The organism is Mycolicibacter virginiensis (assembly GCF_022374935.2).
Classification (GTDB): Bacteria; Actinomycetota; Actinomycetes; order Mycobacteriales; family Mycobacteriaceae; genus Mycobacterium; species Mycobacterium virginiense.
This window is the reverse complement of the sequence record NZ_CP092430.2, coordinates 3,538,792-3,564,781: the sequence shown is the minus strand read 5'-3', so window position 1 is coordinate 3,564,781 and position 25,990 is coordinate 3,538,792. Positions and strand designations below refer to the sequence as shown.

The 25,990-nt window shown below is 67.0% G+C and carries 26 protein-coding genes; 14 read left to right on the top strand and 12 right to left on the bottom strand.

Annotation, left to right across the window (positions count from 1 at the left end; translation table 11 throughout):
• Nucleotides 1–67 precede the first annotated feature (67 nt).
• On the top strand, nucleotides 68–2,194 hold the full coding sequence (locus tag MJO54_RS17305) for a catalase (RefSeq protein WP_046282958.1): 2,127 nt from the start codon (nucleotides 68–70) through the stop codon (nucleotides 2,192–2,194).
• Nucleotides 2,195–2,203: 9 nt separating this feature from the next.
• Here the strand turns inward: MJO54_RS17305 and MJO54_RS17300 are convergent, their stop codons facing one another.
• Nucleotides 2,204–2,641, bottom strand: a complete 438-nt coding sequence (locus tag MJO54_RS17300) for an STAS domain-containing protein (protein ID WP_046282959.1) — start codon at nucleotides 2,639–2,641, stop codon at nucleotides 2,204–2,206.
• Between the two features lie 192 nt (nucleotides 2,642–2,833).
• On the bottom strand, nucleotides 2,834–3,841 hold the full coding sequence (locus MJO54_RS17295; RefSeq protein ID WP_046282960.1) for an iron-containing redox enzyme family protein: 1,008 nt from the start codon (nucleotides 3,839–3,841) through the stop codon (nucleotides 2,834–2,836).
• Nucleotides 3,842–3,921: 80 nt separating this feature from the next.
• Here MJO54_RS17295 and MJO54_RS17290 point away from each other — a divergent pair, with 80 nt between their 5' ends.
• Both MJO54_RS17290 and MJO54_RS17285 read left to right on the top strand, forming a co-directional pair.
• A complete protein-coding gene (locus tag MJO54_RS17290; RefSeq protein ID WP_065153283.1) occupies nucleotides 3,922–4,905 on the top strand; it encodes a TIGR03557 family F420-dependent LLM class oxidoreductase in 984 nt (327 codons plus the stop codon).
• A 147-nt stretch (nucleotides 4,906–5,052) separates the two neighbouring features.
• Nucleotides 5,053–5,337 (top strand): hypothetical protein, encoded by a 285-nt coding sequence (locus MJO54_RS17285; protein ID WP_046286703.1) that lies wholly within the window; start codon nucleotides 5,053–5,055, stop codon nucleotides 5,335–5,337.
• Here the strand turns inward: MJO54_RS17285 and MJO54_RS17280 are convergent.
• The 9 genes from MJO54_RS17280 to MJO54_RS17240 form a co-directional block, all read right to left on the bottom strand.
• Nucleotides 5,251–5,646, bottom strand: coding sequence for a hypothetical protein (locus MJO54_RS17280; protein ID WP_082108455.1), 396 nt, complete (start codon nucleotides 5,644–5,646; stop codon nucleotides 5,251–5,253). The genes MJO54_RS17285 and MJO54_RS17280 overlap by 87 nt on opposite strands.
• Nucleotides 5,647–5,704: 58 nt before the next feature.
• Nucleotides 5,705–7,501 (bottom strand): acetyl/propionyl/methylcrotonyl-CoA carboxylase subunit alpha, encoded by a 1,797-nt coding sequence (locus tag MJO54_RS17275; protein ID WP_046286702.1) that lies wholly within the window; start codon nucleotides 7,499–7,501, stop codon nucleotides 5,705–5,707.
• 91 nt (nucleotides 7,502–7,592) lie between these two features.
• On the bottom strand, nucleotides 7,593–8,009 hold the full coding sequence (locus tag MJO54_RS17270) for a SufE family protein (protein WP_046286701.1): 417 nt from the start codon (nucleotides 8,007–8,009) through the stop codon (nucleotides 7,593–7,595).
• Nucleotides 8,009–8,920: a sulfurtransferase gene (locus MJO54_RS17265; RefSeq protein ID WP_174549784.1), complete on the bottom strand. Its 912-nt coding sequence runs from the start codon at nucleotides 8,918–8,920 to the stop codon at nucleotides 8,009–8,011. The genes MJO54_RS17270 and MJO54_RS17265 overlap by 1 nt, the downstream gene beginning before the upstream one ends.
• An 81-nt stretch (nucleotides 8,921–9,001) precedes the next feature.
• Nucleotides 9,002–9,643 (bottom strand): Maf family protein, encoded by a 642-nt coding sequence (locus MJO54_RS17260; RefSeq protein ID WP_046286699.1) that lies wholly within the window; start codon nucleotides 9,641–9,643, stop codon nucleotides 9,002–9,004.
• 7 nt (nucleotides 9,644–9,650) lie between these two features.
• Complete coding sequence (locus MJO54_RS17255; RefSeq protein ID WP_046286698.1) at nucleotides 9,651–9,911, bottom strand: acyl-CoA carboxylase subunit epsilon; 261 nt, start codon at nucleotides 9,909–9,911, stop codon at nucleotides 9,651–9,653.
• A 22-nt stretch (nucleotides 9,912–9,933) separates the two neighbouring features.
• Nucleotides 9,934–11,586, bottom strand: coding sequence for an acyl-CoA carboxylase subunit beta (locus MJO54_RS17250; protein WP_240175234.1), 1,653 nt, complete (start codon nucleotides 11,584–11,586; stop codon nucleotides 9,934–9,936).
• A 48-nt stretch (nucleotides 11,587–11,634) separates the two neighbouring features.
• A complete protein-coding gene (locus MJO54_RS17245) occupies nucleotides 11,635–12,996 on the bottom strand; it encodes an HNH endonuclease signature motif containing protein (RefSeq protein WP_240175233.1) in 1,362 nt (453 codons plus the stop codon).
• A 96-nt stretch (nucleotides 12,997–13,092) separates the two neighbouring features.
• Nucleotides 13,093–14,052, bottom strand: coding sequence for an alpha/beta hydrolase (locus MJO54_RS17240; protein ID WP_240175232.1), 960 nt, complete (start codon nucleotides 14,050–14,052; stop codon nucleotides 13,093–13,095).
• A gap of 87 nt (nucleotides 14,053–14,139) precedes the next feature.
• Between MJO54_RS17240 and MJO54_RS17235 the strand changes: the two genes are divergently transcribed.
• Nucleotides 14,140–14,979: a biotin--[acetyl-CoA-carboxylase] ligase gene (locus MJO54_RS17235; protein WP_240175231.1), complete on the top strand. Its 840-nt coding sequence runs from the start codon at nucleotides 14,140–14,142 to the stop codon at nucleotides 14,977–14,979.
• A gap of 9 nt (nucleotides 14,980–14,988) precedes the next feature.
• Nucleotides 14,989–15,498: a PH domain-containing protein gene (locus tag MJO54_RS17230; protein WP_064890756.1), complete on the top strand. Its 510-nt coding sequence runs from the start codon at nucleotides 14,989–14,991 to the stop codon at nucleotides 15,496–15,498.
• Here MJO54_RS17230 and MJO54_RS17225 read toward each other — a convergent pair.
• Nucleotides 15,462–16,109, bottom strand: a complete 648-nt coding sequence (locus MJO54_RS17225; RefSeq protein ID WP_046286904.1) for a GtrA family protein — start codon at nucleotides 16,107–16,109, stop codon at nucleotides 15,462–15,464. The genes MJO54_RS17230 and MJO54_RS17225 overlap by 37 nt on opposite strands.
• Nucleotides 16,110–16,175: 66 nt before the next feature.
• Between MJO54_RS17225 and MJO54_RS17220 the strand changes: the two genes are divergently transcribed.
• The 9 genes from MJO54_RS17220 (at nucleotide 16,176) to MJO54_RS17180 (ending at nucleotide 25,944) form a co-directional block, all read left to right on the top strand.
• Nucleotides 16,176–17,450, top strand: coding sequence for a 5-(carboxyamino)imidazole ribonucleotide synthase (locus MJO54_RS17220; protein WP_434085411.1), 1,275 nt, complete (start codon nucleotides 16,176–16,178; stop codon nucleotides 17,448–17,450).
• Entirely contained in the window at nucleotides 17,443–17,958 is a 516-nt protein-coding gene (gene purE / locus MJO54_RS17215; RefSeq protein ID WP_046286902.1) for a 5-(carboxyamino)imidazole ribonucleotide mutase, read from the top strand. The genes MJO54_RS17220 and purE overlap by 8 nt, the downstream gene beginning before the upstream one ends.
• A 14-nt stretch (nucleotides 17,959–17,972) precedes the next feature.
• Nucleotides 17,973–19,142, top strand: a complete 1,170-nt coding sequence (locus tag MJO54_RS17210; RefSeq protein WP_240175230.1) for an acyl-CoA dehydrogenase — start codon at nucleotides 17,973–17,975, stop codon at nucleotides 19,140–19,142.
• A 9-nt stretch (nucleotides 19,143–19,151) separates the two neighbouring features.
• Nucleotides 19,152–19,718, top strand: a complete 567-nt coding sequence (locus MJO54_RS17205; protein WP_240175229.1) for a maleylpyruvate isomerase family mycothiol-dependent enzyme — start codon at nucleotides 19,152–19,154, stop codon at nucleotides 19,716–19,718.
• An 87-nt stretch (nucleotides 19,719–19,805) separates the two neighbouring features.
• A complete protein-coding gene (locus MJO54_RS17200; RefSeq protein ID WP_046286706.1) occupies nucleotides 19,806–20,939 on the top strand; it encodes an aminotransferase class V-fold PLP-dependent enzyme in 1,134 nt (377 codons plus the stop codon).
• 4 nt (nucleotides 20,940–20,943) lie between these two features.
• Complete coding sequence (gene pta, locus MJO54_RS17195) at nucleotides 20,944–23,043, top strand: phosphate acetyltransferase (protein WP_240175228.1); 2,100 nt, start codon at nucleotides 20,944–20,946, stop codon at nucleotides 23,041–23,043.
• A complete protein-coding gene (locus MJO54_RS17190; protein ID WP_046286708.1) occupies nucleotides 23,040–24,194 on the top strand; it encodes an acetate kinase in 1,155 nt (384 codons plus the stop codon). The genes pta and MJO54_RS17190 overlap by 4 nt, the downstream gene beginning before the upstream one ends.
• Nucleotides 24,191–25,315, top strand: a complete 1,125-nt coding sequence (macS, locus tag MJO54_RS17185) for a MacS family sensor histidine kinase (RefSeq protein WP_065152378.1) — start codon at nucleotides 24,191–24,193, stop codon at nucleotides 25,313–25,315. Before MJO54_RS17190 ends, macS begins: the two co-directional genes overlap by 4 nt.
• Entirely contained in the window at nucleotides 25,291–25,944 is a 654-nt protein-coding gene (locus MJO54_RS17180) for a response regulator (RefSeq protein WP_046286710.1), read from the top strand. The genes macS and MJO54_RS17180 overlap by 25 nt, the downstream gene beginning before the upstream one ends.
• The last annotated feature ends 46 nt before the right edge of the window (nucleotides 25,945–25,990 follow it).

Sequence of the window (25,990 nt, the reverse complement as noted above, 5' to 3'; positions counted from 1 at the left end):
CGTTTGCGGATGACCCGCCTGGGATACCCACCCAGGGACTTTCCGAATACCGACGAGAGGAAAAGCGGTGGCTACCGAGGACCGTGACGGCAAGCAGCGACAACTCGACGATTACCGGGTCGACCGGCAGTCCGGATACCTCACAACTCAGCAGGGGGTGCGCGTCGACCACACCGACGACGCGCTGACCGTCGGTGAGCGTGGGCCGACACTGCTGGAGGACTTCCACGCCCGGGAGAAGATCACCCACTTCGACCACGAGCGGATTCCCGAACGCGTGGTGCATGCCCGCGGGGCGGGAGCCTACGGCTACTTCGAGCCCTACGACGACTCGCTCGCGCAGTACACCGCGGCGCGTTTCCTGACCACTCCTGGCACCAGGACGCCGGTGTTCGTGCGGTTCTCCACCGTGGCCGGCTCGCGCGGCTCGGCCGACACCGTGCGTGACGTACGCGGATTCGCCACCAAGTTCTACACCGAGGCGGGCAACTACGATCTGGTGGGCAACAACTTTCCGGTGTTCTTCATCCAGGACGGCATCAAGTTCCCTGACTTCGTGCATGCGGTGAAACCCGAGCCGGACAACGAGATTCCCCAGGCCCAGTCCGCGCACGACACGCTGTGGGACTTCGTCTCGCTGCAGCCCGAGACGCTGCACGCCATCATGTGGCTGATGTCGGACCGCGCTCTGCCACGCAGCTACCGGATGATGCAAGGCTTCGGCGTGCACACCTTCCGCTTCGTGAACACCAGCGGCGAGGGGACGTTCGTGAAGTTCCACTGGAAGCCGAAGCTGGGCGTGCATTCGCTGATCTGGGACGAATGCCAGAAGATCGCCGGCAAGGACCCCGACTTCAACCGACGCGATCTGTGGGACGCCATCGAGGCCGGTCAGTTCCCGGAATGGGAACTCGGGGTCCAGCTGGTCACCGAAGCCGACGAGTTCAAGTTCGACTTCGACTTGCTGGACGCCACCAAAATCATTCCCGAAGAACAGGTTCCGGTGCGCCCGGTCGGCAAGATGGTGCTCAATCGCAACCCGGAGAACTTCTTCGCCGAAACCGAGCAGGTGGCATTCCACACGGCCAACGTCGTACCGGGAATCGACTTCACCAACGACCCGCTGCTGCAGTTCCGCAACTTCTCCTACCTGGACACGCAGTTGATCCGGCTCGGTGGACCGAACTTCGCTCAGCTGCCGGTCAACCGGCCGGTGGCGCAGGTGCGCAACAACCAGCACGACGGCTACAGCCAACACGCGATTCCGCAGGGGAAGTCCAGCTACTTCAAGAACTCGTTGGGTGGTGGCTGCCCAGCCTTGGCGGACGAGGGCGTGTTCCGGCACTACACCGAGAAGGTGGACGGCGCTAAGATCCGCCAGCGTGCCGCGAGCTTCGAGAACCACTACAGCCAAGCACGGATGTTCTACCGAAGCATGACCGAGCCCGAGGCGAAGCACATCGTCGCCGCTTACGCGTTTGAACTGGGGAAATGCGAACACGTCGAGATCCGGCAGCGCGCCGTCGAACAGCTGAACCTGGTTGACCACGATCTGGCGCGCCAGGTGGCCGAGAAGCTGGGCCTGGCCGCACCTGAGGAGCAGTCCGTCGACGAGGTGGTGCTGTCACCGGCGCTCTCGCAGTTGAGTGATGCCGGTACCCCGGCCGGCGTAGATGCGCCTGGCATCGAAAGCCGCAGGATCGCCGTGCTGGCCGCCGACGGGGTGGACGTGGTGGGCGTGGAACGGTTCGTCGCGGCGATGCGGGAACGCGGCGCGATCGCCGAAGTGCTGGCGCCTATCGCCGGCGGTGAACTGGCCGGGGGTTCCGGTGGACGGTTGAGTGTCGACCGAGCCTTCACGACGATGGCCTCGGTGCTCTACGACGCAGTGGTGGTGCCGTGCGGGCCAGACGCGGTGCAGGCACTGTCCGGAGACGGGTATGCGGTGCACTTCGTCACGGAGGCCTACAAGCACCTCAAAGTGATCGGGGCGTTCGGGGCCGGTGTCAAGTTGTTGCCCAAGGCCGGGGTGTCCGAGTCACCGGCCGAAGACACCGCGGTCGTCGTCGCCTCCGGTGTGGTGACGACGACGGCCGCGGCTGACGACTTGAATGACGAGTTCTTCGACGCGTTCGCCGCTGCACTCGCCGGGCACCGGGCCTGGAACCGCTCTGCCGACGCGGTTCCTGCCTAGATTCCTAGATCACGGCACCAGGCGCAGCGGCCGGCCGGACCGCTGCACCTCGGCCAACGCATCCGTCAGCGAGTCCACCAGCGGAAGTCGCGAGTGCGGATCGCAGATCCGCAGCAAGGTCGACAACGCGGGACTCGGGACCACCTTCAGTTTTGTCTGCGCGCTGGAACACTGCGCGGTGATCGACTGAAGAGCTGAAAACCCGCTGGTCCCAATGAATGTCAGTTCAGAGAGATCCACCACCAGCCACTCGCAGCACTCGGCGCAGCGCTTGGCGTAGTCCGCGAATGGGCTGGCGTTCGCCGCGTCGATCTCGCCATTGACGGCAACGACGGCTCCGGTGCGACCCCAATGAACTGTGAACTTGGCGGTGTGATTGCGCCAAACTTGGGTGGCTTCCGTTGCGGGAGTGGCGAATGCGTTCTGAGTAACCTTGCTGATCGTCATGTTGTGGCTCCATCAGTCGACGAATCGTGCTGTTGGATCACGTCAACGTAATCACTTCCGGGGCTGCGTTACGCGGTGACGTTTCACTGCGGCTGTGAACTCAACCGGAGGAACCAGACGTTACCTAGAACCGCTTCGATTGGCAAAGAGGTGCCCGACAATTTCTGGTAAATCCCAGTGAAACCTTAATTTTCACGTTGTGAGCAGCGACGAACGTCCCGCCGACCAGGCCGAGAGCATGACGTCGGAGAGCCGATTTTCCACGGCGCCGAGAGCTCGGATACCGAATACGACATCAGTCTCCAAATGCGGATTGCCGTCCAACAGGTCACCGATCACGTCGTTGCGGACCACCTGTTCGTGTACCGCGTCGGCCTCGACGTGCTCGGCGTAGAACGCCACGCACGGCTCCGGCGCACTCATCCGCCGTAGCGCCGCGACCAGGCGGCTCGAACCCGGAGGTGAGGTGATCTCGGTGGCCGCGAAGTGACCGGCGGCCGCACCCCGCCAGCGGCGGTGCAACCCGAACAGCGACATCAGATTCACCACCGCCAGCGACTCGGCAGGGACAACATCGAGGTAGGCGAGGTAACCGGCATCCAGCCCGGCCGCGGAGAGCAGGTCGGCGAAGAGCTGCTGGTGCAGCCGCGGACCCCGCCCGGCGCCGTACTCGTCGAACTCGACCGCGACAAACGACGCCTTGGCCTGGCCGGTCAGGCGCGGGATGATCCAGGCGTGCGGATCGCCCTCCTTGAGGTGGTACAGCGATCGGTGGACGAAGTACTCGCGGGCCTGCTCCCAGGTGCCATGATCGCGCAGGTACCACGAGGGGCCGGTGCCGTGCACGGGCTCGGTTGCCGCGGCATCCATTTCGGCATCGGCTATCGCGTGTGGCGGTATCACTCCGACATCGCGACGCACACCGTCAAGGAACGCGTGTTCGAGTTGCGTGCGTAGCCCCAACAGGGTGACGTCCCACTCCCAGCCGGGGTCAACATCGGCGAACCCGCGGTAATGCAACTCGTAACAGACGTAGAGCGCCAGTTGCAGGTCACGGCCGTACGGGTCGGTGTCGGTGATCGGGGGGATGGGCTCGGGGGCCGCGCCGGCAGGCCGACGCAAGAGATCGCACACCGTTGCAGACAACGGCCCGCATGCGGCGGGCAGGCGAGGTTCGGTGTGGATCGTTGCGGTGGGCACGCTCGCGGATACCCGCCACCCGGTCCGCGCCAAACGGCGCCGTGCCGTTTCGGTGGTCGGCTGTTGGGTATTCCGGCAGCATGACACGCTTCGGCTACACCCTGATGACCGAGCAGAGCGGGCCCGCAGAGTTGGTCGGCTATGCCGTTGCCGCCGAGGAACGCGGTTTCGACTTCGCGGTGTGCAGCGATCATTTCTCGCCGTGGCTGGTGTCGCAGGGCCACGCTCCCAACGCGTGGGCGCTGCTGGGCGCGGTCGCGCACGCCACCCAAGAGATAGGTCTGTACAGCTACGTCACCTGCCCGACGATGCGCTATCACCCGGCGATCGTGGCCCAGCAGGCGGCCACCGTGCAGATTCTTGCCGAGGGCCGATTCACCCTGGGCTTGGGCAGCGGGGAGAACCTCAACGAACACATCGTGACCGGAGCGGGGTGGCCGAACGTGGCGCGTAGGCAGGCCATGCTCGGTGAAGCCATCAAGATCATCCGCGAGCTGCTGATGGGGGAGACGGTCGACCACGAGGGCGACTATTTCCAAGTCGACCAGGCGCGGCTGTGGGACCTGCCGGACATCCCGGTCGCGTTGGCCGTGGCCATGTCGGGGCCCAAGGGCGTCGACAGATTCGCCGCGGCTGCCGATCATCTGATCGCGGTGCAGCCCGACCGTGATCTGGTCCACTCCTGGCACACCGCACGGCAGGCGGCCGGATTGGCGGGCGGGCGAATCATTGGGCAGCTACCGGTGTGCTGGGATCCGGACCGGGATCAGGCAATACAGCGTGCCCACCGGCAGTTCCGCTGGTTCGGCGGCGGCTGGTCGGTCAATTCTGAGCTGCCGACACCGGCGGCGTTCGCGGCCGCCACCCGCTACGTGCAGCCGCGCGACGTCGCCGGGGCCATTCCCTGCGGGCCGGAACTGGACCCAATCGTCGACGCCGTCGGCGCCTACCGAGACGCCGGCTTCACCGACATCGCGTTGATTCAGATCGGCGGGGAGACGCAGGAGGCCTTCCTCAAGGAGGCCGCAGAGCCGCTGCTGGCGGCGCTGCGCGACGCCCCGTAGCCCGGCGACTGCGAGCGCGGCGGAGCCGGGTGAGGCAGGTCGCCGCCATCAGCCCGGCGACTGCAAGCGCGGCGGAGCCGGGCGAAGCAGGTCGCCGCCATCAGCCCAGCGGGTTTCGGGGCGCGGCGCCGAGGGTACAAGGGCCTCATGAGCGACATCAGCGACACCGATGAGGGAATCGATCAGAGGCGTACGACCCAGCCGCGGGCCGGACTGGTGTTCAAGGACCGCCGTGAGTTGCCGGGATTGGCCATGCTGCTGATGGCGGCACTGGCATTGGTGGGCTTCATGAGCGCCGCCGCGCAGCACGACGCCGGGTGGACGCTGGGCTTCGGCATCGCGGTCCTAGCGTTGGCGATCGGCGGCTTGACCTGGGTTTTCGTCGGGCGAAGCCGCACCACCCACGCCGGTCATCACCGGCGTCAGACCTAACGCGCCCGCAGCGAACCGGGACACCGCCTGTGCCCCGGTAACTGCTGCTTCGCTATAACCTGGCCGGTGCCGACGGGCGATCTCGCCCGAGGCGGGATCCAGCGTCACCTCGGCCAACAGTTCGCCCGTCGTCGGCTCGCAGACTGCCCAGAGATAGCGCGAGTCGTCGGCCCAGCCTGATTCCGCCTTCGCGACGTAGTCCGGGTCGGTCTCACCGAGGTCGGCCAGGGGCACACGGTCGTCTATACGATCGTCGGCCCGTGGTATCCGCAGATACCACGGGCCGGCGTTGATCTCGACAGCTTCTATGAGTCCGACTCCTCCTCATCGCTGGCGCTCTGCATCGTCGTCGGACGCTCGATGTCGGTTACTTGATCTCGCAGAGCACGGTGCCCTGCGTGATGGCCGATCCGGCCTCGGCCGACAGGCCGGTGATGACACCGTCCTTGTGCGCGGTGACCGGGTTCTCCATCTTCATGGCCTCCAGGACGACGACCAGGTCACCGGCGGCGACCTCCTGGCCCTCCTCGACGGCCACCTTCACCACGGTGCCCTGCATCGGCGCGGTGACAGCGTCACCTGAGGCCGCCGCGCCGCCGTGCGCGCCACGCTTGCGTGCCTTCGGCTTCTTGCGGATGGCTCCAGCGGCACCGCCGCCCGCACCGCCGCCCAGCGCCAGGTCACCCGGCAGCGACACCTCCAGGCGCCGGCCGCCGACCTCGACGACCACCTTCTGCCGCGGCTGGGCGTCGTCCTCGTCGAGAGGCTCACCGCCGGTGAAGGGCTCGATGTTGTTCTCGAACTCGGTCTCGATCCAGCGGGTGTGGACCGTGAAGCCGTTCTCGTCGCCGACGAAGGCCGGGTCGCGGACCACCACGCGGTCGAACGGGATGACCGTGGCCAGCCCCTCCACGTGGAACTCGTCGAGGGCGCGCCGGGCGCGTTCGAGGGCCTCGGTGCGCGTCGCGCCGGTGACGATCAGCTTGGCCAGCATCGAGTCGAACTGTCCGCCGATCACCGAACCGGTCTCCACGCCGGAGTCCATCCGGATGCCGGGGCCGGTCGGCGGGTCGAAGCGGGTGACCGGGCCGGGGGCCGGCAGGAAGCCGCGGCCGGCGTCCTCGCCGTTAATACGGAACTCGATCGAGTGGCCGCGCGGCTCGGGGTCCTCGGTGAGGTCCAGCGTCTCGCCGTTGGCGATCCGGAACTGCTCACGCACCAGGTCGATGCCCGAGGTCTCCTCGGTGACCGGGTGTTCCACCTGCAGACGGGTGTTGACCTCCAGGAAGCTGATCAGGCCGTCCTGGCCGACCAGGTACTCCACGGTGCCGGCGCCGTAGTAACCGGCCTCCTTGCAGATCCGCTTGGCGGACTCGTGGATCTCCTTGCGCTGTGCGTCGGTCAGGAACGGCGCCGGGGCCTCCTCGACCAGCTTCTGGAAGCGGCGCTGCAGCGAGCAGTCGCGGGTGCCCGCGACGACGACGTTGCCGTGCTGGTCGGCGATGACCTGGGCCTCGACGTGGCGCGGCTTGTCCAGATAACGCTCCACGAAGCACTCGCCGCGACCGAAGGCCGCGATCGCCTCACGGGTTGCCGACTCGAACAGCTCGGGAATCTCTTCGAGCGTGCGCGCCACCTTCATGCCGCGACCGCCACCGCCGAACGCGGCCTTGATCGCCACCGGCACACCGTGCTCCTTGGCGAACGCCACCACCTCGTCGGCGTCTTTGACCGGGTCCGGGGTGCCGGGCACCAGGGGAGCCTTGGCGCGCGCAGCGATGTGGCGCGCGGTGACCTTGTCGCCGAGGTCGCGGATCGACTGCGGACTCGGCCCGATCCAGATCAGCCCGGCGTCGATCACGGCCTGGGCGAAGTCGGCGTTCTCGGAGAGGAAGCCGTACCCGGGGTGAATCGCGTTGGCGCCCGACTGGGCCGCGGCGTCGAGGATCTTCTCGAACACCAGGTACGACTCGGCCGAGGTCTGCCCACCCAGGGCGAACGCCTCATCGGCGAGCCGGACGTGCGGTGCGTCGGCGTCGGGTTCGGCGTACACGGCCACGCTGGCCAATCCGGCGTCGCGCGCGGCGCGGATCACCCGGACTGCGATCTCCCCGCGGTTGGCGACGAGCACCTTGGAGATCTTCGAGCTGGCATGGTTCGCCACTGGCCCTCCTGATGGCATGTTTAAGAAATGTCTTTAAGAATCTAGCTTCAGGCAGTGTAAAGCGCGACCGCTGAACCTGTTCCAGTGCCCCTTACGCGGCGCGTAAATGCCGCTTGATGCGGGTCAACATGGCCGACATACCCCGTAGTCGCAGCGGGCTGATCAGTGTGGCCAACCCGAGCCGAGACGCGAAATCCTCCGGCACGCCCAGGATGACGTCGGCCGGTTCGCCGTCGAGCCCGGTGGCCCAGATCGATGCGAAGCCGCGCGTCGTCGGCGCCTCGGGGGGCGCGCTGAAATACAGGCGGACCCGCTGCGGGTCGGCGGCATCGACATGCATGAACAAGGGCGACTGGCACTCGGGTACCGGTTCCATGGCGGATTCGGTCAGCTCATCGGGCAGCTCGGGCAGTTCGTCGGCGAATTCAAGCAGCAGCTTGAGCTTGTCCTGGCCTTCGACTTCGGCGAAGTCGGAGACCACCTGTGCCAATCCCTCCGGCAAGCTCATCAGCTGGCTGGGTTCTCCGGGACTCCTCGCACCTGTCCGGGCTCGGGGCCGTCGACGATGGGCACGCGCACGGTGTTGCCCCACTCGGTCCAGGAACCGTCGTAGTTGCGGACGTCGTCGAGGCCCAGCAGGTGGGTCAGAACGAACCAGGTGTGGCTGGAGCGTTCTCCGATGCGGCAGTAGGCGATCGGCTTGTCCCCGGGCTTCAGAAAGTCGTAGAGCCGTTCCAATTCCTCGCGCTTGCGGAACCGGCCGGCGTCGTCGGCCGCCTTGCTCCACGGCACTGAGACCGCAGTCGGGATGTGGCCGCCGCGCAGCACACCCTCCTCCGGGTATTCCGGCATGTGGGTGCGCTCGCCGGTGTACTCCTGTGGCGAGCGCACGTCGATCAGCGGCACCTGGCCGATGTTGGTCAGCACGTCGTCCTTGTAGGCCCGGATGGGGGCGTCATTGCGCTTGACGACGGGGTAGCCGGTCGTGGTCTTCGACGGCACGTCCAAGGTGGTTTCGCGGCCCGAGGACACCCACAGGTCGCGCCCGCCGTCGAGCAGTCGCACGTCTTCGTGCCCGAACAGGGTGAACACCCACAGTGCGTAGGCGGCCCACCAGTTGGACTTGTCGCCGTAGATCACCACGGTGTCGTCGCGGGAGATGCCCTTGCGGTTCATCAGGTCGGCGAACTGCTCGCCGGTGATGTAGTCGCGGACCGGGGAGTCGTTGAGATCGGTGACCCAGTCGATCTTGACCGCGGTGGGAATGTGGCCGATGTCGTAGAGCAAGACATCCTCGTCGGACTCCACCACGACGAGGCCGGGTGTGCCCAGATTTCCCGCGAGCCAGTCGGCTGTCACCAACCGTTCCGGGTGAGCGTAGGACTGCAGGGCGGGGCTGGGGTCGGCAGGCACTGGCACGAAACCGAGCCTACCGGTCGGTAACCGTTGTGCCACTCCCATGGCCGGAAATCCTCTGACAGCAGATACGCGTGACCTGGGTCAGGCGACCGGGTTGGCCGCCCACAGCGCAGCGACCGAGAGTCCGGCTGAGCGCAGCAGCCGACGCAGCATGGGCAGGCTGATACCGATGACACTGGAGGGATCACCGTCGACGCCGTCGACGAACCAGCCCCCCAAGCCATCCAGGGTGAATCCGCCGGCGACCCGCAGCGGCTCGCCGCTGGCCAGATAGGCCTCCAGATCGTCGTCATCCGGTCGGCCGAACCGCACTGTGGTTACGGAGGTTTCGGTGATCTGATGGGTGATCCTGTTGTCACGCAACCGGATCAGACTGTGGCCGGTGTGAAGTTGTCCGGAACTTCCGGCCATCTCGCGCCAGCGGATGCGGGCCTCATCGACCGTCGGGGGCTTGCCGCACAGCTTGCCGTCGATGTAGAGCATCGAATCGCAGCCGATCACAATGCAATCGGTGCTCACCGGAGGCTGCAAGGTGGAGGCAACATGCTCCGCTTTAGCGGCGGCCAGGGCGCCGGTCACGGCATCCGGGGACGCGGAAGCGGGCAGACCGGCCATCACGGCGTCCTCGTCGACACCGGAGACCACCACCAATGGGTCGATCCCGGCGCCACGCAGGACGGCCAGTCGGCCTGAGGAGGCCGAGCCGAGGACCAGCCGCGTCACGCGTTTGTCACCGGCGCATGTGGGTGCGTTCCAGCAACGTGATCCGCTGCCAGCTGAACAGCGGAAGCCGCAGCTTGTCCACCGGGTGACCCCACAGATTGCGGTCCTGCGGACCGGCTTCGGCTCCCGCGCCGCCCGCCGTCCCGAGCACCGCGACCAGCGCCGCGATCTCGGCGTCGGTGGGGTTGCCCCGCAACACCTTGATGAGCGGCTCGGCCGCCACCGGAGTCTCCTCGACCGCCGTGGTCGCTTCGTTCTCTTCGCTCACAAGCTCGCTCCGCTCTCTTGGCTCACAGCGGAATGTTTCCGTGCTTCTTGGGCAGCGGCTGAACGATCTTGCGTTCCAGCAGCCGCAGCGACGTCGCGATGTAGCCGCGGGTGTGCGACGGCGGGATCACCGCGTCGACATAGCCGCGCTCGGCGGCGACGTACGGGTTCACCAGCGTGTCCTCGTACTCCTGCTGGAGTTGCAGGCGCAGTGCGTCGACGTCGTCGCCGTTCTTCGAGGCCTCGTTGAGCTGCTGGCGGTAGACGAACCCGACTGCGCCGGAGGCGCCCATCACCGCGATCTGGGCTGTCGGCCAGGCCACGTTCACGTCAGCGCCCATCTCCTTGGACCCCATGACGCAGTACGCGCCGCCGTAGGCCTTGCGGGTGATGACGGTGATCTTGGCGACGGTGGCCTCACCGTAGGCGTAGAGCAGCTTGGCGCCGCGCCGGATGATGCCGTTGTATTCCTGCTCGGTACCGGGCAGGAAGCCGGGTACGTCGACCAGCAGCACGATCGGAATGTTGAAGCAGTCGCAGGTCCGGATGAACCGGGCGGCCTTCTCCGAGGCGTTGATGTCCAAGCAGCCGGCGAACTGGGTCGGCTGGTTGGCCACGATGCCGACGGTGCGGCCCTCGATCCGGCCGAAGCCGACGATGATGTTCTGCGCGTAACCCGACTGGACTTCCAGGAACTCGTCGTCGTCGAGGATCCGGGTAATGACCTCGTGCATGTCGTAGGGCTGGTTCGGCGAGTCCGGGATCAGCGTGTCGAGTTCGAGGTCCTCGGCGGTGAGGTTGTCCTCGATAGCGCCCTCGGCTGCCGGAACCGGGAAGTGCGGCGGGTCGGCGTAGTTGTTCGGGGGCAGGTAGCTCAGCAGGTCGCGGACGTAGTCCAGCGCGTCCTGTTCGCCGGAGGCGACGTAGTGCGCGGTGCCGGACTTGCCCATGTGGGTGTGTGCGCCACCCAGTTCCTCCTGGGTGACCTCCTCGCCGGTGACGGTCTTGATCACGTCGGGGCCGGTGATGAACATCTGGGAGGTCTGGTCGACCATCACGATGAAGTCGGTCAGCGCGGGGGAGTAGACGTGACCGCCGGCCGCCGCGCCCATGATCAGCGAGATCTGCGGGATCACACCCGAGGCCAGGATGTTGTTGTGGAAGATCTTGCTGTAGAGGCCCAGCGAGACCACACCCTCCTGGATGCGGGCGCCGGCGCCGTCGTTGATCCCGATCAGCGGCCGGCCGGTCTTCATGGCCAGCTCCTGGACCTTGACGATCTTCTCGCCGTAGACCTCGCCGAGGCTGCCGCCGAACACGGTGGCGTCCTGGCTGAAGATGCAGACCTCACGGCCGTCGATGGTGCCGTAGCCGGTCACCACACCGTCGCCCAGCGGACGCTTGTCGGCCAGGCCGAAGTTGGTGCTGCGGTGCTTGGCCAGCGCGTCGAGCTCGACGAAAGAGCCCTCGTCAAGCAGGGCGTAGACCCGTTCCCGAGCGGTCAGCTTGCCCTTGGCATGCACCTTCTCGACCGCGGCCTCACCGACCGGGTGCAGGGTCTCCTCGGTCCGACGCTTGAGGTCGGCGAGCTTGCCCGCAGTGGTGTGGATGTCGACGACATGCTCGGCTTGCGCCTCTACGTGGGCCTCACCGGAGTGCTCAGTAACACTGGTCATAAGAAATGATCTTAAAGTGTGGGCCATCGGATCGCCCGACCGGACCGGCTAGGGAACATCGTCGTCGCTTTCCCGCAGCAGCCGCTCGGGGTGGTGGTAGTGGTTGGTGCGGGGCTGACCGCGGTCCAGGTGGGGTGGGGGCAGGGTTTGGGTGGTGCCGTCGTGGCGTTTGCGCGTTTTCCAGCCGCCTGAGGTCATGAGTTCATGGTGGGGGCCGCAGCGCAGGCTGAGGTCGGTGACGTCGGTGCGCTTGGTTTTCGCGTAGTCGTCGTCATGGTGGACCTCGCAGTAATAGCCGGCGACCGGGCAGTTGGGGTGGCTGCACCCGCGTTCCTTGGCGTAGAGCACGATTCGCTGCCCCGGCGAGGCGAGCCGTTTGGTGTGGAACAGCGCCAATTCTTTGGCGCCGTCGTAGATCCGCAGGTAGTGGTGGGCGTGGCTGGCCATGGCGATGACGTCGCGCATGGGTAGCCAGGTGCCGCCGCCGGTGTGGGCTTTGCCGGTGCCGGCTTCCAGGTCGGCCAGGGTGGTTGAGACGATGATGGTGGCGGGTAATCCGTTGTGGTGGCCTAATTTTCCGGAGGCGAGCAGGGCGCGGCTCATGGCGGTCAGGGCGTCGTGGTTGCGTTGGGGCGCACTGCGGGTGTCGGTGTCGATCTGGGTTTGAGTCGGTGTGCCGCTGGTGCAGGGGTTGTCGTCGTTGGGGTTGCACGTTCCGGGGGCGGCCCAGCGGGCCAGCACCGCATCGAGGGTGGCCCGCGCTTGCGGATCGAGGTAGCCCTTGATCGGCGTCATGCCGTCACGGTCCTGGGGGCCGAGTACGACGCCGCGGCGTTTGGCCCGGTCGTCTTCGGTGTAGTTGCCGTCGGGGTGTAGGTGGTCGGCGAGACGTTGGGCGAGTTTGCTCAGTTCGTCGGGGCGGCACTGTCCGGCCAAAGCGGCCAGCTGGTGCTCGGCCTGGGCCAGGGTTCCCGCGTCAATACCGTCGGGTAGGTAGTGGAAGAAGGAGCGGATGACCGCGATGTGCGCTGCCCCGATCTTTCCGTCTTGTTGGGCGGCGGCCACCGTGGGCAGCAGCGGTTGTAGTGGTTCGCCGGTCAGGGTGCGGCGGGCCCCGAGTTCGGCAGCCTCAGCGATGCGGCGGCCGGCCTCACCGCGGGTCAGATGCAACGCGTCGGCGAGCACCCAACGCGCCTTGCCGCCCAGTTCAGCGGGATCGGCGGCGGCGAGTGCGTTGACCATCGGATGCTCTACCGCCGGAAGTCGTCGCCGCAGCTTCTCGCAGCGCCGTAACAGGGCCAGACATTCCCGCGGGGTCAGGGCGTCGAAGTCCAGCTCCAGCGCCCGATCCAGATCAGCGGACAGCGCGTCGAAGACCTCAACGACCGCTTCCCGACCATTCGAACGCATGTGCTAATAGTAGCCGCGGGGTCCGACAAGCGGCAGAAACTGTCCACGGCTAAAACTGCTGTGACACAAGTGAATGCAGTGACGAGCCGGGCGGAGTCAGGCGGCTGCGGTACCGGGCTTAGGCGGCGCGGTGATGTCTTTGACGAAGTCGCCGAGGTAGCGGATCGCCCGCCGTCCCTCGGGCAGCACATCGGCCGCTAGCGGGAAGTCGTGGACCTGGCCCTCCCACAAATGCAGATCGCAACGCACACCGGCAGCGTCCAGCCGCTGCGCCATGGCTTCGGCGTCGGGCAGCAGCAGCTCGTCGGTGCTTGCGTGGATGGCGACCGGCGGCAGCAACGACAGGTCGGCATCCATCGGCGACGCGGCGCGGGCACGGAGCAGGTATCGGGTGAAGGCCATCAGTGCCTCGCATGGGAACATCGCACAACGCCGGGCGTTGCGGTGCTGAAGCTTTGCGGTGGGGTCTGCATCGGTGAACGGTGAAACTGTCGCTATTCCAGCAGGTTTCATCAGATCGGATTGCGCGGCTGCCAACGCGGTCATGAAGGCGAGGTATCCGCCCGCGGAGTCACCGGCAATCACGATCTGCTCCGGGTGGTAGCCACGGCGAAGCAGCCAGCGCAGCCCGCTCAGGCCGTCGTCGACGGCGTCCGCGATCCGGTGCGCGGGCAACATCCGGTAGTCGATGTTGAGGACGCTGGCGTCGGCCGCTCGGGACAGTCGAGTTACCAGTGAGCGATGGGTATTGAGTCCGCAGGTTAGAAAGGCTCCGCCGTGCAGATATAGGATGGCCCGCTCCGTCGAGACGCCTGCCGCCTGAATCTGTTCGGCGACACAGTAACCCAGACGGAAGCGCTCGACGCGCGCTATCTGCCGGTGCGGCACCATGCCGGCCAGCCGATCGACCGATGCGAGCGGCCACGCCAAGTCCGGCCGGATTGCCCACGCGCGCACCAGGTTCTTGACGACGAATCGGCTGGCCAACGACACGGCGACCGATTGTGCGCTGTGGCGGCGGTGAATTCGCCTCGTCAACGATCCACTGGTAGCCATGTCGATCACCTCCTCCATCAGTCCGATTACCCGCGCGTCGGGCGTTTCAACCGGTGTGGTTGCCGCGCCGGTGAGTAAGCTGGCGAAATGAGTCTTGTGCCACGGCCGCCGCTGGATGTGACCGCTCTGCGGGACGGTCTGACCGGGCCGAACGGGCCGTGGCGCGTCGTAGATGTCGTCGAGACCACCGGTTCCACCAACGCCGATCTGCTGGCCCGCGCCGCAGCGGGAGAAGACATCGCCGGCGCGGTGCTGCTGGCCGAGCACCAGACCGCCGGTCGCGGGCGTCACGGTCGACATTGGAGTGCCCCAGCGCGCAGTCAGCTCTCACTGTCGGTGGGGGTCGCCGCAGGCACGGTGCCGACCTCGGGTTGGGGTTGGCTGACTCTGGCCACCGGTGTCGCGGTCGCCGATGCGATCGCCGAAGTTTCGGGCCTGCAGGTCGGCCTGAAGTGGCCCAACGACGTCATCGCGGGCCCAGACAAGCCAGACAAGCCAGACAAGCAAAGCAAGCTGGCGGGCATTCTGGCCGAGGTGGCCGCGCCCAAGCAGGTGATCGTGGTAGGGCTCGGGCTCAACGTGACCATGACCGCCGAGGAGGCCCCGGATCCGGCGGCGGTCTCACTGGCCATGCTCGGCGCTGCGGTGGTTGACCGAAACCTCTGGGCCGACAAGGTTCTTCGTCACCTCGCAACTAGGGTCGCGGCCTGGCGGGCGGCGGGCGGAGCCGACGACGCACTGGTGACGGACTACCGGCGGCACAGCTGCACCCTGGGGGCCCAGGTGCGCGCCGACATACCCGGCGGCCAACGCGTGGAGGGAGTCGCCGAGGCCATCGACGACACCGGCCGCCTGGTGATCAACACCGGGGACGGCACCGTCGCGGTGTCGGCCGGCGACATCACCCGACTCCGGCCCGCCGGCTAGGACCCGGCCGTGGGTTACCCGGAGAACGTGCTGGCCGAGGACGAGCAGGTGGTGTTGCACCGCCACCCGCATGTCAAACGCCTGATTCTGCCGGTGCTGGCGCTGTTGGTGGTCACCGCCTGCGCCGCGTTCGCCGCTGGGTTCGTCAACACGCGGGCCTGGGATCCGACTGCCAAGAACGTCGTCTTCGGGGTGATCTGGGCGATCTGGCTGGTGGTATTCGGCTGGCTGACACTCTGGCCGTTCCTGAGTTGGCTGACCACGCATTTTGTGGTCACCGACCGACGCGTGATGTATCGCCACGGGTTGCTGACCCGCAGCGGAATCGACATCGGCTTGGCGCGGATCAACAGTGTGGAGTTCGTGCATGGGTTCATCGACCGGATCTTGCGAACCGGGACGCTGATCATCGAGTCGGCGTCACAGGAACCCTTGGAGTTCTACGACATTCCGCGAGTGGAACAGGTCCACACGCTCCTCTATCACGAGGTTTTCGACAGACCGTCCGCCGGCGGTTGATGACGGGCCGGACGCCGGAACAGCGTCACCACGCCGGTGTCCGGGCCGCCCTCCAGAGCGTCTTCGATCGCCTCGGTGAGCGCGCCGGTCTCGATCGTCGCATCGAGTGCGGCGTCGGTGCTGCGGGCGAACTCGTCGGGAAAGACCCAGCGGCGGAACGCCCAGAACCGGAACGCCATCTGCAGCAGGTTGCCGATGATGTAGGCCGAGACGAAGTCCGAGAGGTTCTCGATGGTCAGTGACACCATGGGCGCCCGCAGCCCAAGCACGTAGCTGGAGAACCACAACGGCGCCATGGACAACACCACGCCGACGCCGCTGACCCCGAAGAACAGCAGCGCCTCGTGGTGACGCTCCCGGCCGCCCCGGTCCTTGAAGCTCCACTCCCGGTTGAGGATGTAGGAGGCGATCACCGCGACGATCCCCGAGATGACCTTGGCCGTGACGGGCTTGGGCGACAGGATCGTGAGCTTGAGCGTGTAGAACAGCGCGGAGTCGATCAGGAATGTGGTCGCGCCGACGATGGCGAACTTGATCAGCTCATGATGGCGTTCGGCCAGCGGACGGATCACCCGCGGCAGGCGGGCGATCGTGGCGTCGGTAAAAGACACAAGTTGCCAGTGTACGGACTCGGCCCCATCCGCGCCTAACGACTGCATAACGACCTCGCTGGCCCCATGGCGCCGTACTTGCGATCGCCGCGGTGCCGACGTGACACGATATTGGCCGTGTCGAACCCCCCAACCCCTACGCCGCCCGCGGGCGGACGCAGCCCGCTGGTCACCATGGTGGGCGGCGGCCAGCTGGCGCGGATGACTCATCAGGCCGCGATCGCGCTAGGACAGCGGCTGCGAGTGCTGGCCGCGGCGGCTGACGAGCCGGCCGCCCAGGTCACCCCGGACGTGGTGATCGGATCGCACACCGACCTCGATGACCTGCGCCGGGCGGCCGCCGGCGCCACCGTGCTCACCTTCGACCACGAGCACGTCCCGGGTGAGCTGCTGGACCAGCTGATCGCCGAGGGCGTCAACGTCGCCCCTCCGCCGGCGGCGTTGCTGCACGCCCAGGACAAGTTGGTGATGCGCCGCAAGCTGGCGGAGCTGGGAGCGCCGGTGCCGCGGTTCGCCGCGATCGAGACGCTTGAGGACCTCGATGACTTCGCCGCGCTGACCGGCGGCCCGATGGTGGTGAAGGCGGCCCGCGGCGGTTACGACGGGCGTGGGGTGTCGATCGTCGATGACGTGGCCCAGGCAAGGGCGGCCGTCACCGACTATCTGGCCGCAGGCGTACCGGTACTGGCCGAAGAACGGGTCGCGATGCGCCGCGAACTCTCGGCGCTGGTGGCCCGGTCACCGTTCGGCCAGGGCGCGGCCTGGCCGGTGGTCGAGACCGTGCAGGAGAGGGGAATCTGCGTGACGGTGATCGCGCCCGCACCGGACCTGTCGGACGAATCCGCCTCTGCTGCACAACAATTGGCACTGCGGTTGGCCGATGAGCTGGGCGTGGTCGGGGTGCTGGCGGTCGAGCTTTTCGAAACCACGGACGGGCGGGTGCTGGTCAACGAGCTGGCAATGCGACCGCACAACTCGGGGCACTGGACCATGGACGGTGCGGCCACCAGCCAGTTCGAACAGCATCTACGTGCGGTGCTGGACTATCCGCTCGGCGCCACCACACCGGTGGCGGCGGTGACCGTGATGGCCAATGTCCTAGGAGCCCCGCAAACGCCGACGATGACGATGGACGAGCGGCTGCACCACCTGTTCGCGCGCTACCCAGATGCCCGAGTCCACCTCTACGGCAAGGACGAACGACCCGGCCGCAAGATCGGCCACATCAACCTCCTGGGTGAGGACACCAAGGACTTGGCGAACCTGCGCGAGCGGGCTGAAAGCGCGGCACACTGGTTGTCGCACGGGGAATGGAGCGATGGATGGGATCCGCATGAGTGAGCACAAGCCCGGGCCCCGGGTCGGCGTGATCATGGGCAGTGACAGCGACTGGTCGGTGATGGAAGAAGCGGCCCTGGCGCTGGCTGAGTTCGAGATCCCGTTCGAGGTCGGGGTGGTCTCGGCGCACCGCACCCCGCAGCGGATGTTCGACTACGCCCGCGACGCCGCCGGCCGCGGTATCGAGGTGATCATCGCCGGGGCGGGCGGTGCCGCGCACCTGCCCGGGATGGTGGCTTCGGCCACACCGCTGCCGGTGATCGGGGTGCCGGTGCCGCTGGCCCGCCTGGACGGCATGGATTCTTTGCTGTCAATCGTGCAGATGCCAGCCGGCGTGCCTGTGGCCACCGTTTCTATCGGCGGCGCACGCAACGCAGGTTTGCTCGCAGTGCGTATTCTGGGCTCATCCGACGCCGCGCTGCGGGCCCGCATGGAAGCATTTCAAGACCAGCTGGCCCAGAGCGTGCTTGCGAAGGACGCGATGCTTCAAGGTAAAGTTACCGGCGAGTAGCTTAGGAGGCTGTGATGGCTGGGTGGGCCGGGAATCCCTCGTTTGATCTGTTCAAGTTGCCCGAGGAGCATGATGAGTTGCGGGCGGCGATTCGGGCGTTGGCGGAGAAGGAGATCGCTCCGTACGCCAAGGATGTTGATGAGCAGGCCCGGTTCCCCGAAGAGGCGTTGGCGGCGTTGAACGCATCGGGTTTCAACGCGGTGCATGTCCCGGAGGAGTACGGCGGTCAGGGTGCTGATTCGGTGGCGGCGTGCATTGTGATCGAAGAGGTCGCGCGGGTGTGTGCGTCGTCGTCGTTGATTCCGGCGGTGAACAAGCTGGGCACGATGGGTTTGATCTTGTCGGGTTCGGAGGAGCTCAAACAACAGGTGCTGCCGGGGCTGGCTGCCGGTGAGGTGATGGCTTCGTATGCGTTGAGTGAGCGTGAGGCCGGCAGTGACGCTGCGGCGATGCGGACTCGGGCCAAGGCTGATGGGGATGACTGGATCCTCAATGGCTCCAAGTGCTGGATCACCAATGGTGGTAAGTCGAGTTGGTACACGGTGATGGCGGTGACGGATCCGGATCTGGATGCCAACGGCATTTCGGCGTTCATGGTCCACATCGACGATGAGGGTTTTTCGATCGGGCCCAAGGAGCACAAGCTCGGTATCAAGGGTTCGCCGACTACGGAGTTGTATTTCGAGAACTGCCGTATTCCGGGGGATCGGATCATCGGTGAGCCCGGGACGGGGTTCAAGACGGCGTTGCGGACGTTGGATCACACGCGTCCGACGATTGGTGCGCAGGCGGTCGGTATTGCCCAGGGTGCGTTGGATGCGGCGATCGAGTACACCAAGGATCGCAAGCAGTTCGGTAAGAACATCAGCACGTTTCAGGGTGTGCAGTTCATGTTGGCCGATATGGCGATGAAGCTCGAGGCGGCTCGCTTGATGGTGTATTCGGCGGCGGCGCGGGCCGAGCGTGGTGAGACCGGGTTGGGTTTCATCTCGGCGGCCAGTAAGTGTTTTGCCTCGGATGTGGCCATGGAGGTCACTACCGATGCGGTGCAGTTGTTCGGTGGGGCGGGCTACACCACGGACTTCCCGGTGGAGCGGATGATGCGTGACGCCAAGATCACCCAGATCTATGAGGGCACCAACCAGATCCAGCGCGTCGTCATGAGCCGACACCTCCTGCGCTGACCCCAGGCGATGACAAACCGGATCGACATCGTTCGCGCAGCGCGGCATGCGTTCGTCGACACAGTCGACGGGCTCACGGACGCTGAATTCGATCACGGCACCACCCTGTGTACCCAATGGACGCCGCGCGACGTGCTGGCCCATCTGATCGGTACCTCCGAGATCGGCAGATACCTGCGTGCACCGTGGCGGTTGCACAAGATCAACGCCGAGGTCGTCATGGAAGGACGTGGTCGCGACCGAGCCGAGTTGATCGCCGACGCCCGGCGCTGGGCGCAGGTACCCGATCGCGCGGTGGCCGGGCTACTGCTGGGCGACTTGGCGATGCATCACCAGGATGTGTTGCGCGGACTAGGGCGTAGCCGCGAGATCCCGCCGGTTGAAGAGGCCGCGATCCTGTCCGAGGGGGTGAGCCTGACCGTGCAGAAGCTGCAGCCGACCCTGCTTCGGTATCGGGTCGAACCCACCAACGGGATCGGCCGGCCCCGCGGCCGCGGCACCGTTGTCCGCGGCACCGCAGAAGCGCTGGGCCTGTGGCTCGGCGGCCGCAACATATCCGATGTCGAGATCGGCTGAAGCCGTTCGCGCGCATCGGTGAACGCACGAATGCGACAGCCCTAAGATTGGCAATCGGCGCTGTCCGCCCCACCTAGGAGAGGCTTCATGCCAGGACTTCTTCCCGAGGTCGACCCCGACGGATTGCTGGAGTACTCCGTCGTCTACACCGACCGGGCCATCAACCACATGTCCGCGCGCTTCCAGGACGTCATGAACGACGTCTCGGCGATGCTGCGCGAGGTGTACCACGCCGACGCGGCGGTCGTCGTGCCCGGCAACGGAACGTGTGGCATGGAAGCGGTCGCACGCCAGTTCGCCAACGACGCTGATGTGCTCGTCGTCCGGAACGGGTTCTTCAGCTACCGGTGGAGTCAGATCCTTGCGACCGGCCGCATCACCGACCGAGTCACCGTGCTCAAAGCCCGTCCGACCGGCGACGGCGACCAGGCGCCCTTCGCTCCCGCGCCCATCGAGGAGGTCGAGGAGGCGATCGCGCGGATCCGGCCGGCGGTGGTGTGCGTTCCGCATGTGGAAACCGCCAGCGGAATCCTGCTACCCGACGACTACCTGACGCGGATCGGCACCGCGACGGCTACGGTCGGCGGCTTGTTCGTCCTGGACTGCATCGCCTCCGGCGTGGTCTGGGCGGACATGGCGACCCTCGGGGTGGACGTCCTAGTGACCGCGCCACAGAAGGACTGGAGCGCCGAGCCGGGCTGTGCCATGGTCGGCCTGTCCAACCGCGCCCTGGAGGTCATGGAGCGCACTCAGAGCACCAGCTTCGCGCTGGACCTGAAGAAGTGGCGCGAGATCATGGTGGCCTACGAAAACGGTGGCCACGCCTACCACGCGACCATGCCGACCGGCGTGATCAGCAGCCTTCGCGATGCCATGGCCGAGACCCGCGACCGTGGCTTCGACGCCGTGCGAGAGCAGCAGTTCGCGCTGGGACGCAAGGTGCGTGCGCTGCTGGCCGAACGCGGCTTCCCCAGCGTGGCCGCACCGGGCTTCGAAGCACCCGGCGTGGTGGTCAGCTACACCACCGACCCCGACATCCGCACCGGGCGAAAGTTTCTGGCCCAGGGGCTTCAGACCGCGGCGGGAGTGCCGCTGCAATGCGACGAGCCGGCGACGTTCAGCACCTTCCGGATTGGGCTGTTCGGCCTGGACAAGTTGGCCGATATCGAGGGAACAGTGGCGCGACTGAGCTCCGCGATCGACCGGATCGCCTTGGCCTGAGCCGATGTCAGAAGGTAACGCCGGCACGTCGAGCATCTACCTCGCCGCCGCCGAGGGCGGCTCCGGCAAGTCCGTGCTCGCGCTGGGTCTGCTGCACCTTCTGGCCGCCTCGTCCACTCGGGTCGGCGTCTTCCGGCCGGTCGTACGATCGCTGGACGAGCCCGATGGGCAACTCGAACTGCTGCTCGCCCATGCCACCGCCACCATCGACGACCACAGTGCCTGCCGTGGCGTGACCTACCAACAGGTCTTCGCCGACCGCGAGGCGGCGCTGGGCGAGATCGTCGCGCGGTTCCACGAAGTCGCCCGGCACTGCGACACCGTCCTGGTGGTCGGCAGCGACTACACCGACGTCGTCAACCCGAGCGAGTTGAGTTTCAACGCCCGCGTCGCGGTCAACCTGGGGGCGCCACTGGTGCTGGCGGTCAACGGTCACAACCGCGACGCGCAGGCCGTCGCGGAGATCACCGAGCGCTGCCTGACCGAAGTGGCCGCAGTACACGCCCATCCGGCTGCGGTGATCGCCAACCGTTGCGACCCGGACCGGCTGGCCGAAGTCACCCAGGCGATCTCGGTGCGTCTGGCCGACGCCGACGTTCCGGCGTTCGCGGTTCCGGAGGTAGCGCTGCTGTCGGCGCCGACCATGGCCGAACTCTGCACCGCGCTTCAGGGCACCGTCTACAGCGGCGACCCGGAGTTGCTGCGCCGCGAAGCCCTCAGCGTCATGGTCGGCGGAATGACAGCCGAGAACATTCTCGATCGACTGTCCGAGGGGCAGGTCGTGATCGTGCCGGCGGACCGCTCCGACGTACTGCTGGCCTTGGTGAATGCCCATGAGGCGCAGGGCTTCCCGTCGCTGGCGGGAATCATCCTCAATGGGGGCCTGCTGCCGCATCCGGCCATCGACAAATTGGTGAAGGGTCTGCGGCCCACGCTGCCGCTGATCGCCACGAGCCACCGCACCTACGACACCGCCGAAAAGGTGTCGCACACCGGCTCGCGGATCACCGTCGGTGCCTTACGCAAGATCGACACCGCGCTTGCCCTGGTCGCCGAGCACATCGACGGCGCCGAGCTGGCCGAGCGGATCCGGGTGCCGGCGTCGAGCGTGATCACCCCGCAGATGTTCGAGTACCGACTGCTGGAACGAGCCCGGGCCGACCGTCGCCACATCGTGCTACCGGAAGCGACCGACGACCGGATCCTGTTGGCAGCCGGGCGGCTACTGTCCCGCGGCATCGTCGACCTGACCCTGCTCGGGGTGGAAGGCGCGGTGCGTCAGCGCGGCGCCGAGCTGGGCGTGGACCTGGACGCCGCGCGGGTGATCGACCCCGAGACCAGCGACCTGCGGGACACCTTCGGCGCCGAATACGCCCGGCTGCGCGCGCACAAGGGCGTCACCGAGGACCGTGCCCGCGAGATCATGCGCGACATCTCCTATTTCGGCACCATGATGGTGCACCTGGGGAGCGCCGACGGAATGGTGTCGGGTGCGGTGCACACCACCGCGCACACCATCCGGCCGGCGTTCGAAATCATCCGCACCGCGCCCGGGGTGTCCACGGTGTCCAGTGTGTTCCTGATGTGCCTGTCCGACCGGGTGCTGGCCTACGGCGACTGCGCGGTGGTGCCCGACCCGACCGTCGAGCAACTCGCCGACATCGCCATCTCCTCGGCGGCCACCGCGGCCGCCTTCGGCATCGACCCCCGAGTCGCGCTGCTGTCCTACTCGACCGGTGAATCCGGCTCCGGCGCCGGCGTGGACAAGGTGCGCGCCGCAACGCAATTGGTGCACGAGCGTCGCCCCGATCTGCTCGCCGACGGTCCGATCCAATACGACGCCGCGGTCGACGCGGGAGTCGCAGCGGCCAAGATGCCGGACTCGCCGGTGGCGGGGCGGGCCACCGTGCTGGTGTTCCCCGACCTCAACACCGGCAACAACACCTATAAGGCGGTGCAGCGCAGTGCCGGTGCGATCGCGATCGGTCCGGTGCTGCAGGGACTGGCCAAGCCCGTCAACGACCTGTCCCGCGGTGCGCTGGTCGACGACATCGTCTACACCGTGGCCATCACTGCGATCCAGGCGCAGGGAGTGACCCCGTGACCAAAGCCGCGTCCGGTCTGGTGCTGGTGCTCAACTCCGGCTCGTCATCGATCAAATACCAACTGGTCGACCCGGTGGCCGGGACCGCGCTGCTGTCCGGACTGGTCGAGCAGATCGGCGAGGCCGACAGCCCGGTGGCCGACCACGCCGCCGGGCTGCGGCTGATCCACCAGCAGCTCGTCGACTCCGGCATTGACCTGGCCGCCGTCCGTGCCGTGGGACATCGGGTGGTGCACGGCGGCAACCTGTTCCACGCACCTACACTGATCACCGATGCGGTGGTGGCCGAGGTGGCACGGCTGGCCGAGCTCGCGCCGCTGCACAATCCGGCTAACGTGATCGGGATCGAAGTGGCCCGCACCGACTTTCCCGACGTCCCACACGTGGCGGTGTTCGACACCGGGTTCTTCCACTCCCTGCCGGCGGCCGCGGCCAGCTATGCCGTCGACCACGACGTCGCGACCCGATACGGCATCCGCCGCTACGGATTCCACGGCACCTCACACGAATACGTCTCTGGTGAGGTCGCCGCGGTGCTGGGCCGTGACCCCGGCGAGCTGAACATTATCGTGCTGCACCTGGGCAACGGTGCCTCGGCTTCGGCGGTGCAAGGCGGGGTGGCCGTCGAGACCTCGATGGGTCTGACCCCGCTGGAGGGCCTGGTGATGGGCACCCGCAGCGGTGATATCGACCCGGGCGTGCTGTTCCACCTCAACCGCACCGCTCAGATGGGGGTCGATGAGCTCGACGAGCTGCTGAACCGCCGCTCCGGGCTCAAAGGGCTGTCCGGGGTCAACGACTTTCGGGAGCTGCTGGAGCAGCGGGAAGCCGGCGGCGCGCTGGGTGAGGCCGCCGGGCTGGCCTACGACGTCTACATTCACCGGCTGCGCAAGTACGTCGGCGCCTACCTGGCCGTGCTGGGTCGCGTCGACGCCATCGCCTTTACGGCCGGGGTGGGGGAGAACGCGCCCAGCGTGCGCGAGGATTCGCTGGCCGGCCTGGACGGGCTGGGCATCGTCGTGGACCCCGAACGCAACCGCACGGGCAAGGGTGCCCGAGTCATCTCGGCCGACGGATCGCGCACCACTGTCTTGGTGGTTCCCACCAATGAAGAGTTGGCGATCGCACGGGCTGCCTGGCAGTTCGTGTGAGCGTCGCCCGCGATCTGAATCCGGTGACCCCGCTGTGGCGGGCCGCGCAGGTGTTTCGGCTGCTGAGTTGCCTGTACGCGCTGGGATTTCAACTTGCGATCAACGACGACCTGCGGCGGCCGGGGCTGGCCTGGGCACTGTTCGCGGTGCTGATCGGTTTCAGTGGCCTCTGCGCGGTCGGCTATCTGCGCGGCTTCGCCCGTCGCCCGGGATGGGTGATCGCCGAGATCGTTGTGGTGGTAGCCCTGATGCTCTCCACCGAGATGGTCGCGTCCCGGCAGTGGGAACTCGAGAACCAGACCTGGCCGACGACACTGTGGGCCAGCAACGCCACCATCTCGGCTGCCCTGCAGTTCGGTTCGACCGGCGGCATGGCGACCGCGACCGTGGTGACCGCAGCCAGCGCTTTCGTCAAGGGTTACGTCAGCCTGAACTTCGGCCGCAACGCCACCATGATCGTCGAGCTGGCGCTTGGCCTGGCGGTCGGCATGGCTGCGCAGACGGCGCGGCGGGCCCACGACGACCTGCAGCGGGCGACCCGACTGGCCGCCGCCACCGAGGAACGCGAGCGGCTGTCGCGGCACGTCCACGACGGTGTCATCCAGGTGTTGGCGCTGGTCACCCGAAAGGGGCGCGAAATCGGCGGAGCTGCAGCCGAGTTGGCTGCACTGGCCGGCGAGCAGGAACGCGCGCTGCGCCGGCTGGTGAGTTCCGCGGACTTCACCACGGACGTCGGCGCCACCGATCTTCGGGCACTGCTTAGCCGCCGCGCGGACGATCGGGTGTCGCTGAGCCTGCCCGGCACTCCGGTGCTGCTGGAACAGCGCACTGCCGCCGAGCTCGACGCCGCCGTCGGCAATGCCCTGGACAATGTGTGGGCACACGCCGGTGCGCACGCCCGAGCCTTTGTGCTCTGTGAAGACCTGGGTGAGACGGTGACCGTCAGCGTGCGCGATGACGGGGTGGGCATCGCCGCCGGGCGGCTGGAAGAGGCTGTGCGCCAAGGTCATGTCGGGGTGTCGAAGTCGATTGTCGGCCGGCTGACGGCACTGGGCGGCAGCGCCGTGTTGCACACCGAGGCGGGGGAGGGAACCGAATGGGAACTGTCCATCCGACGGTGATGGTGGTCGACGACCATCCGATCTGGCGGGACGCCGTCGCCCGCGACTTGGCCGATTCCGGCTTCAGTGTGGTCGCCACCGCCGAAGGGGTGAGCGCGGCGCGCCGCCGGGCCGCAGCGGTGAAACCCGACGTGGTGCTGATGGACATGCGATTGGCAGACGGCGACGGGGTGGCCGCGACCACCGCGGTGCTCGAGGTCTCCCCGGCATCGCGGGTGCTGGTGCTGTCGGCCTCCGACGAACGTGACGACGTGCTGCAGGCGGTCAAAGCGGGCGCGATCGGTTATCTGGTCAAAAGTGCTTCACGGGAAGAGTTGACCGATGCGGTGCACGCCACCGCAGCCGGTCGCGCAGTGTTCACTCCGGGACTGGCCGGGCTGGTGCTGGGCGAATACCGGCGCCTGGAGCGCAGCCCGGACGCCGGGCCCGCCACCCCCGCACTGACCGAGCGGGAGACCGAAGTACTGCGTCACGTGGCCAAGGGCCTGTCCGCCAAGCAGATTGCCGAACGGCTCGGTCTGAGCCATCGCACCGTGGAAAACCATGTCCAGGCGACATTCCGCAAGTTGCAGGTCGCCAACCGGGTGGAGCTGACCCGCTACGCCATCGAACACGGGCTGGACAGCTGACCGGCGAAATCGAGTAGTCCTACTCATCCGATTCGTGCCCGCTTGC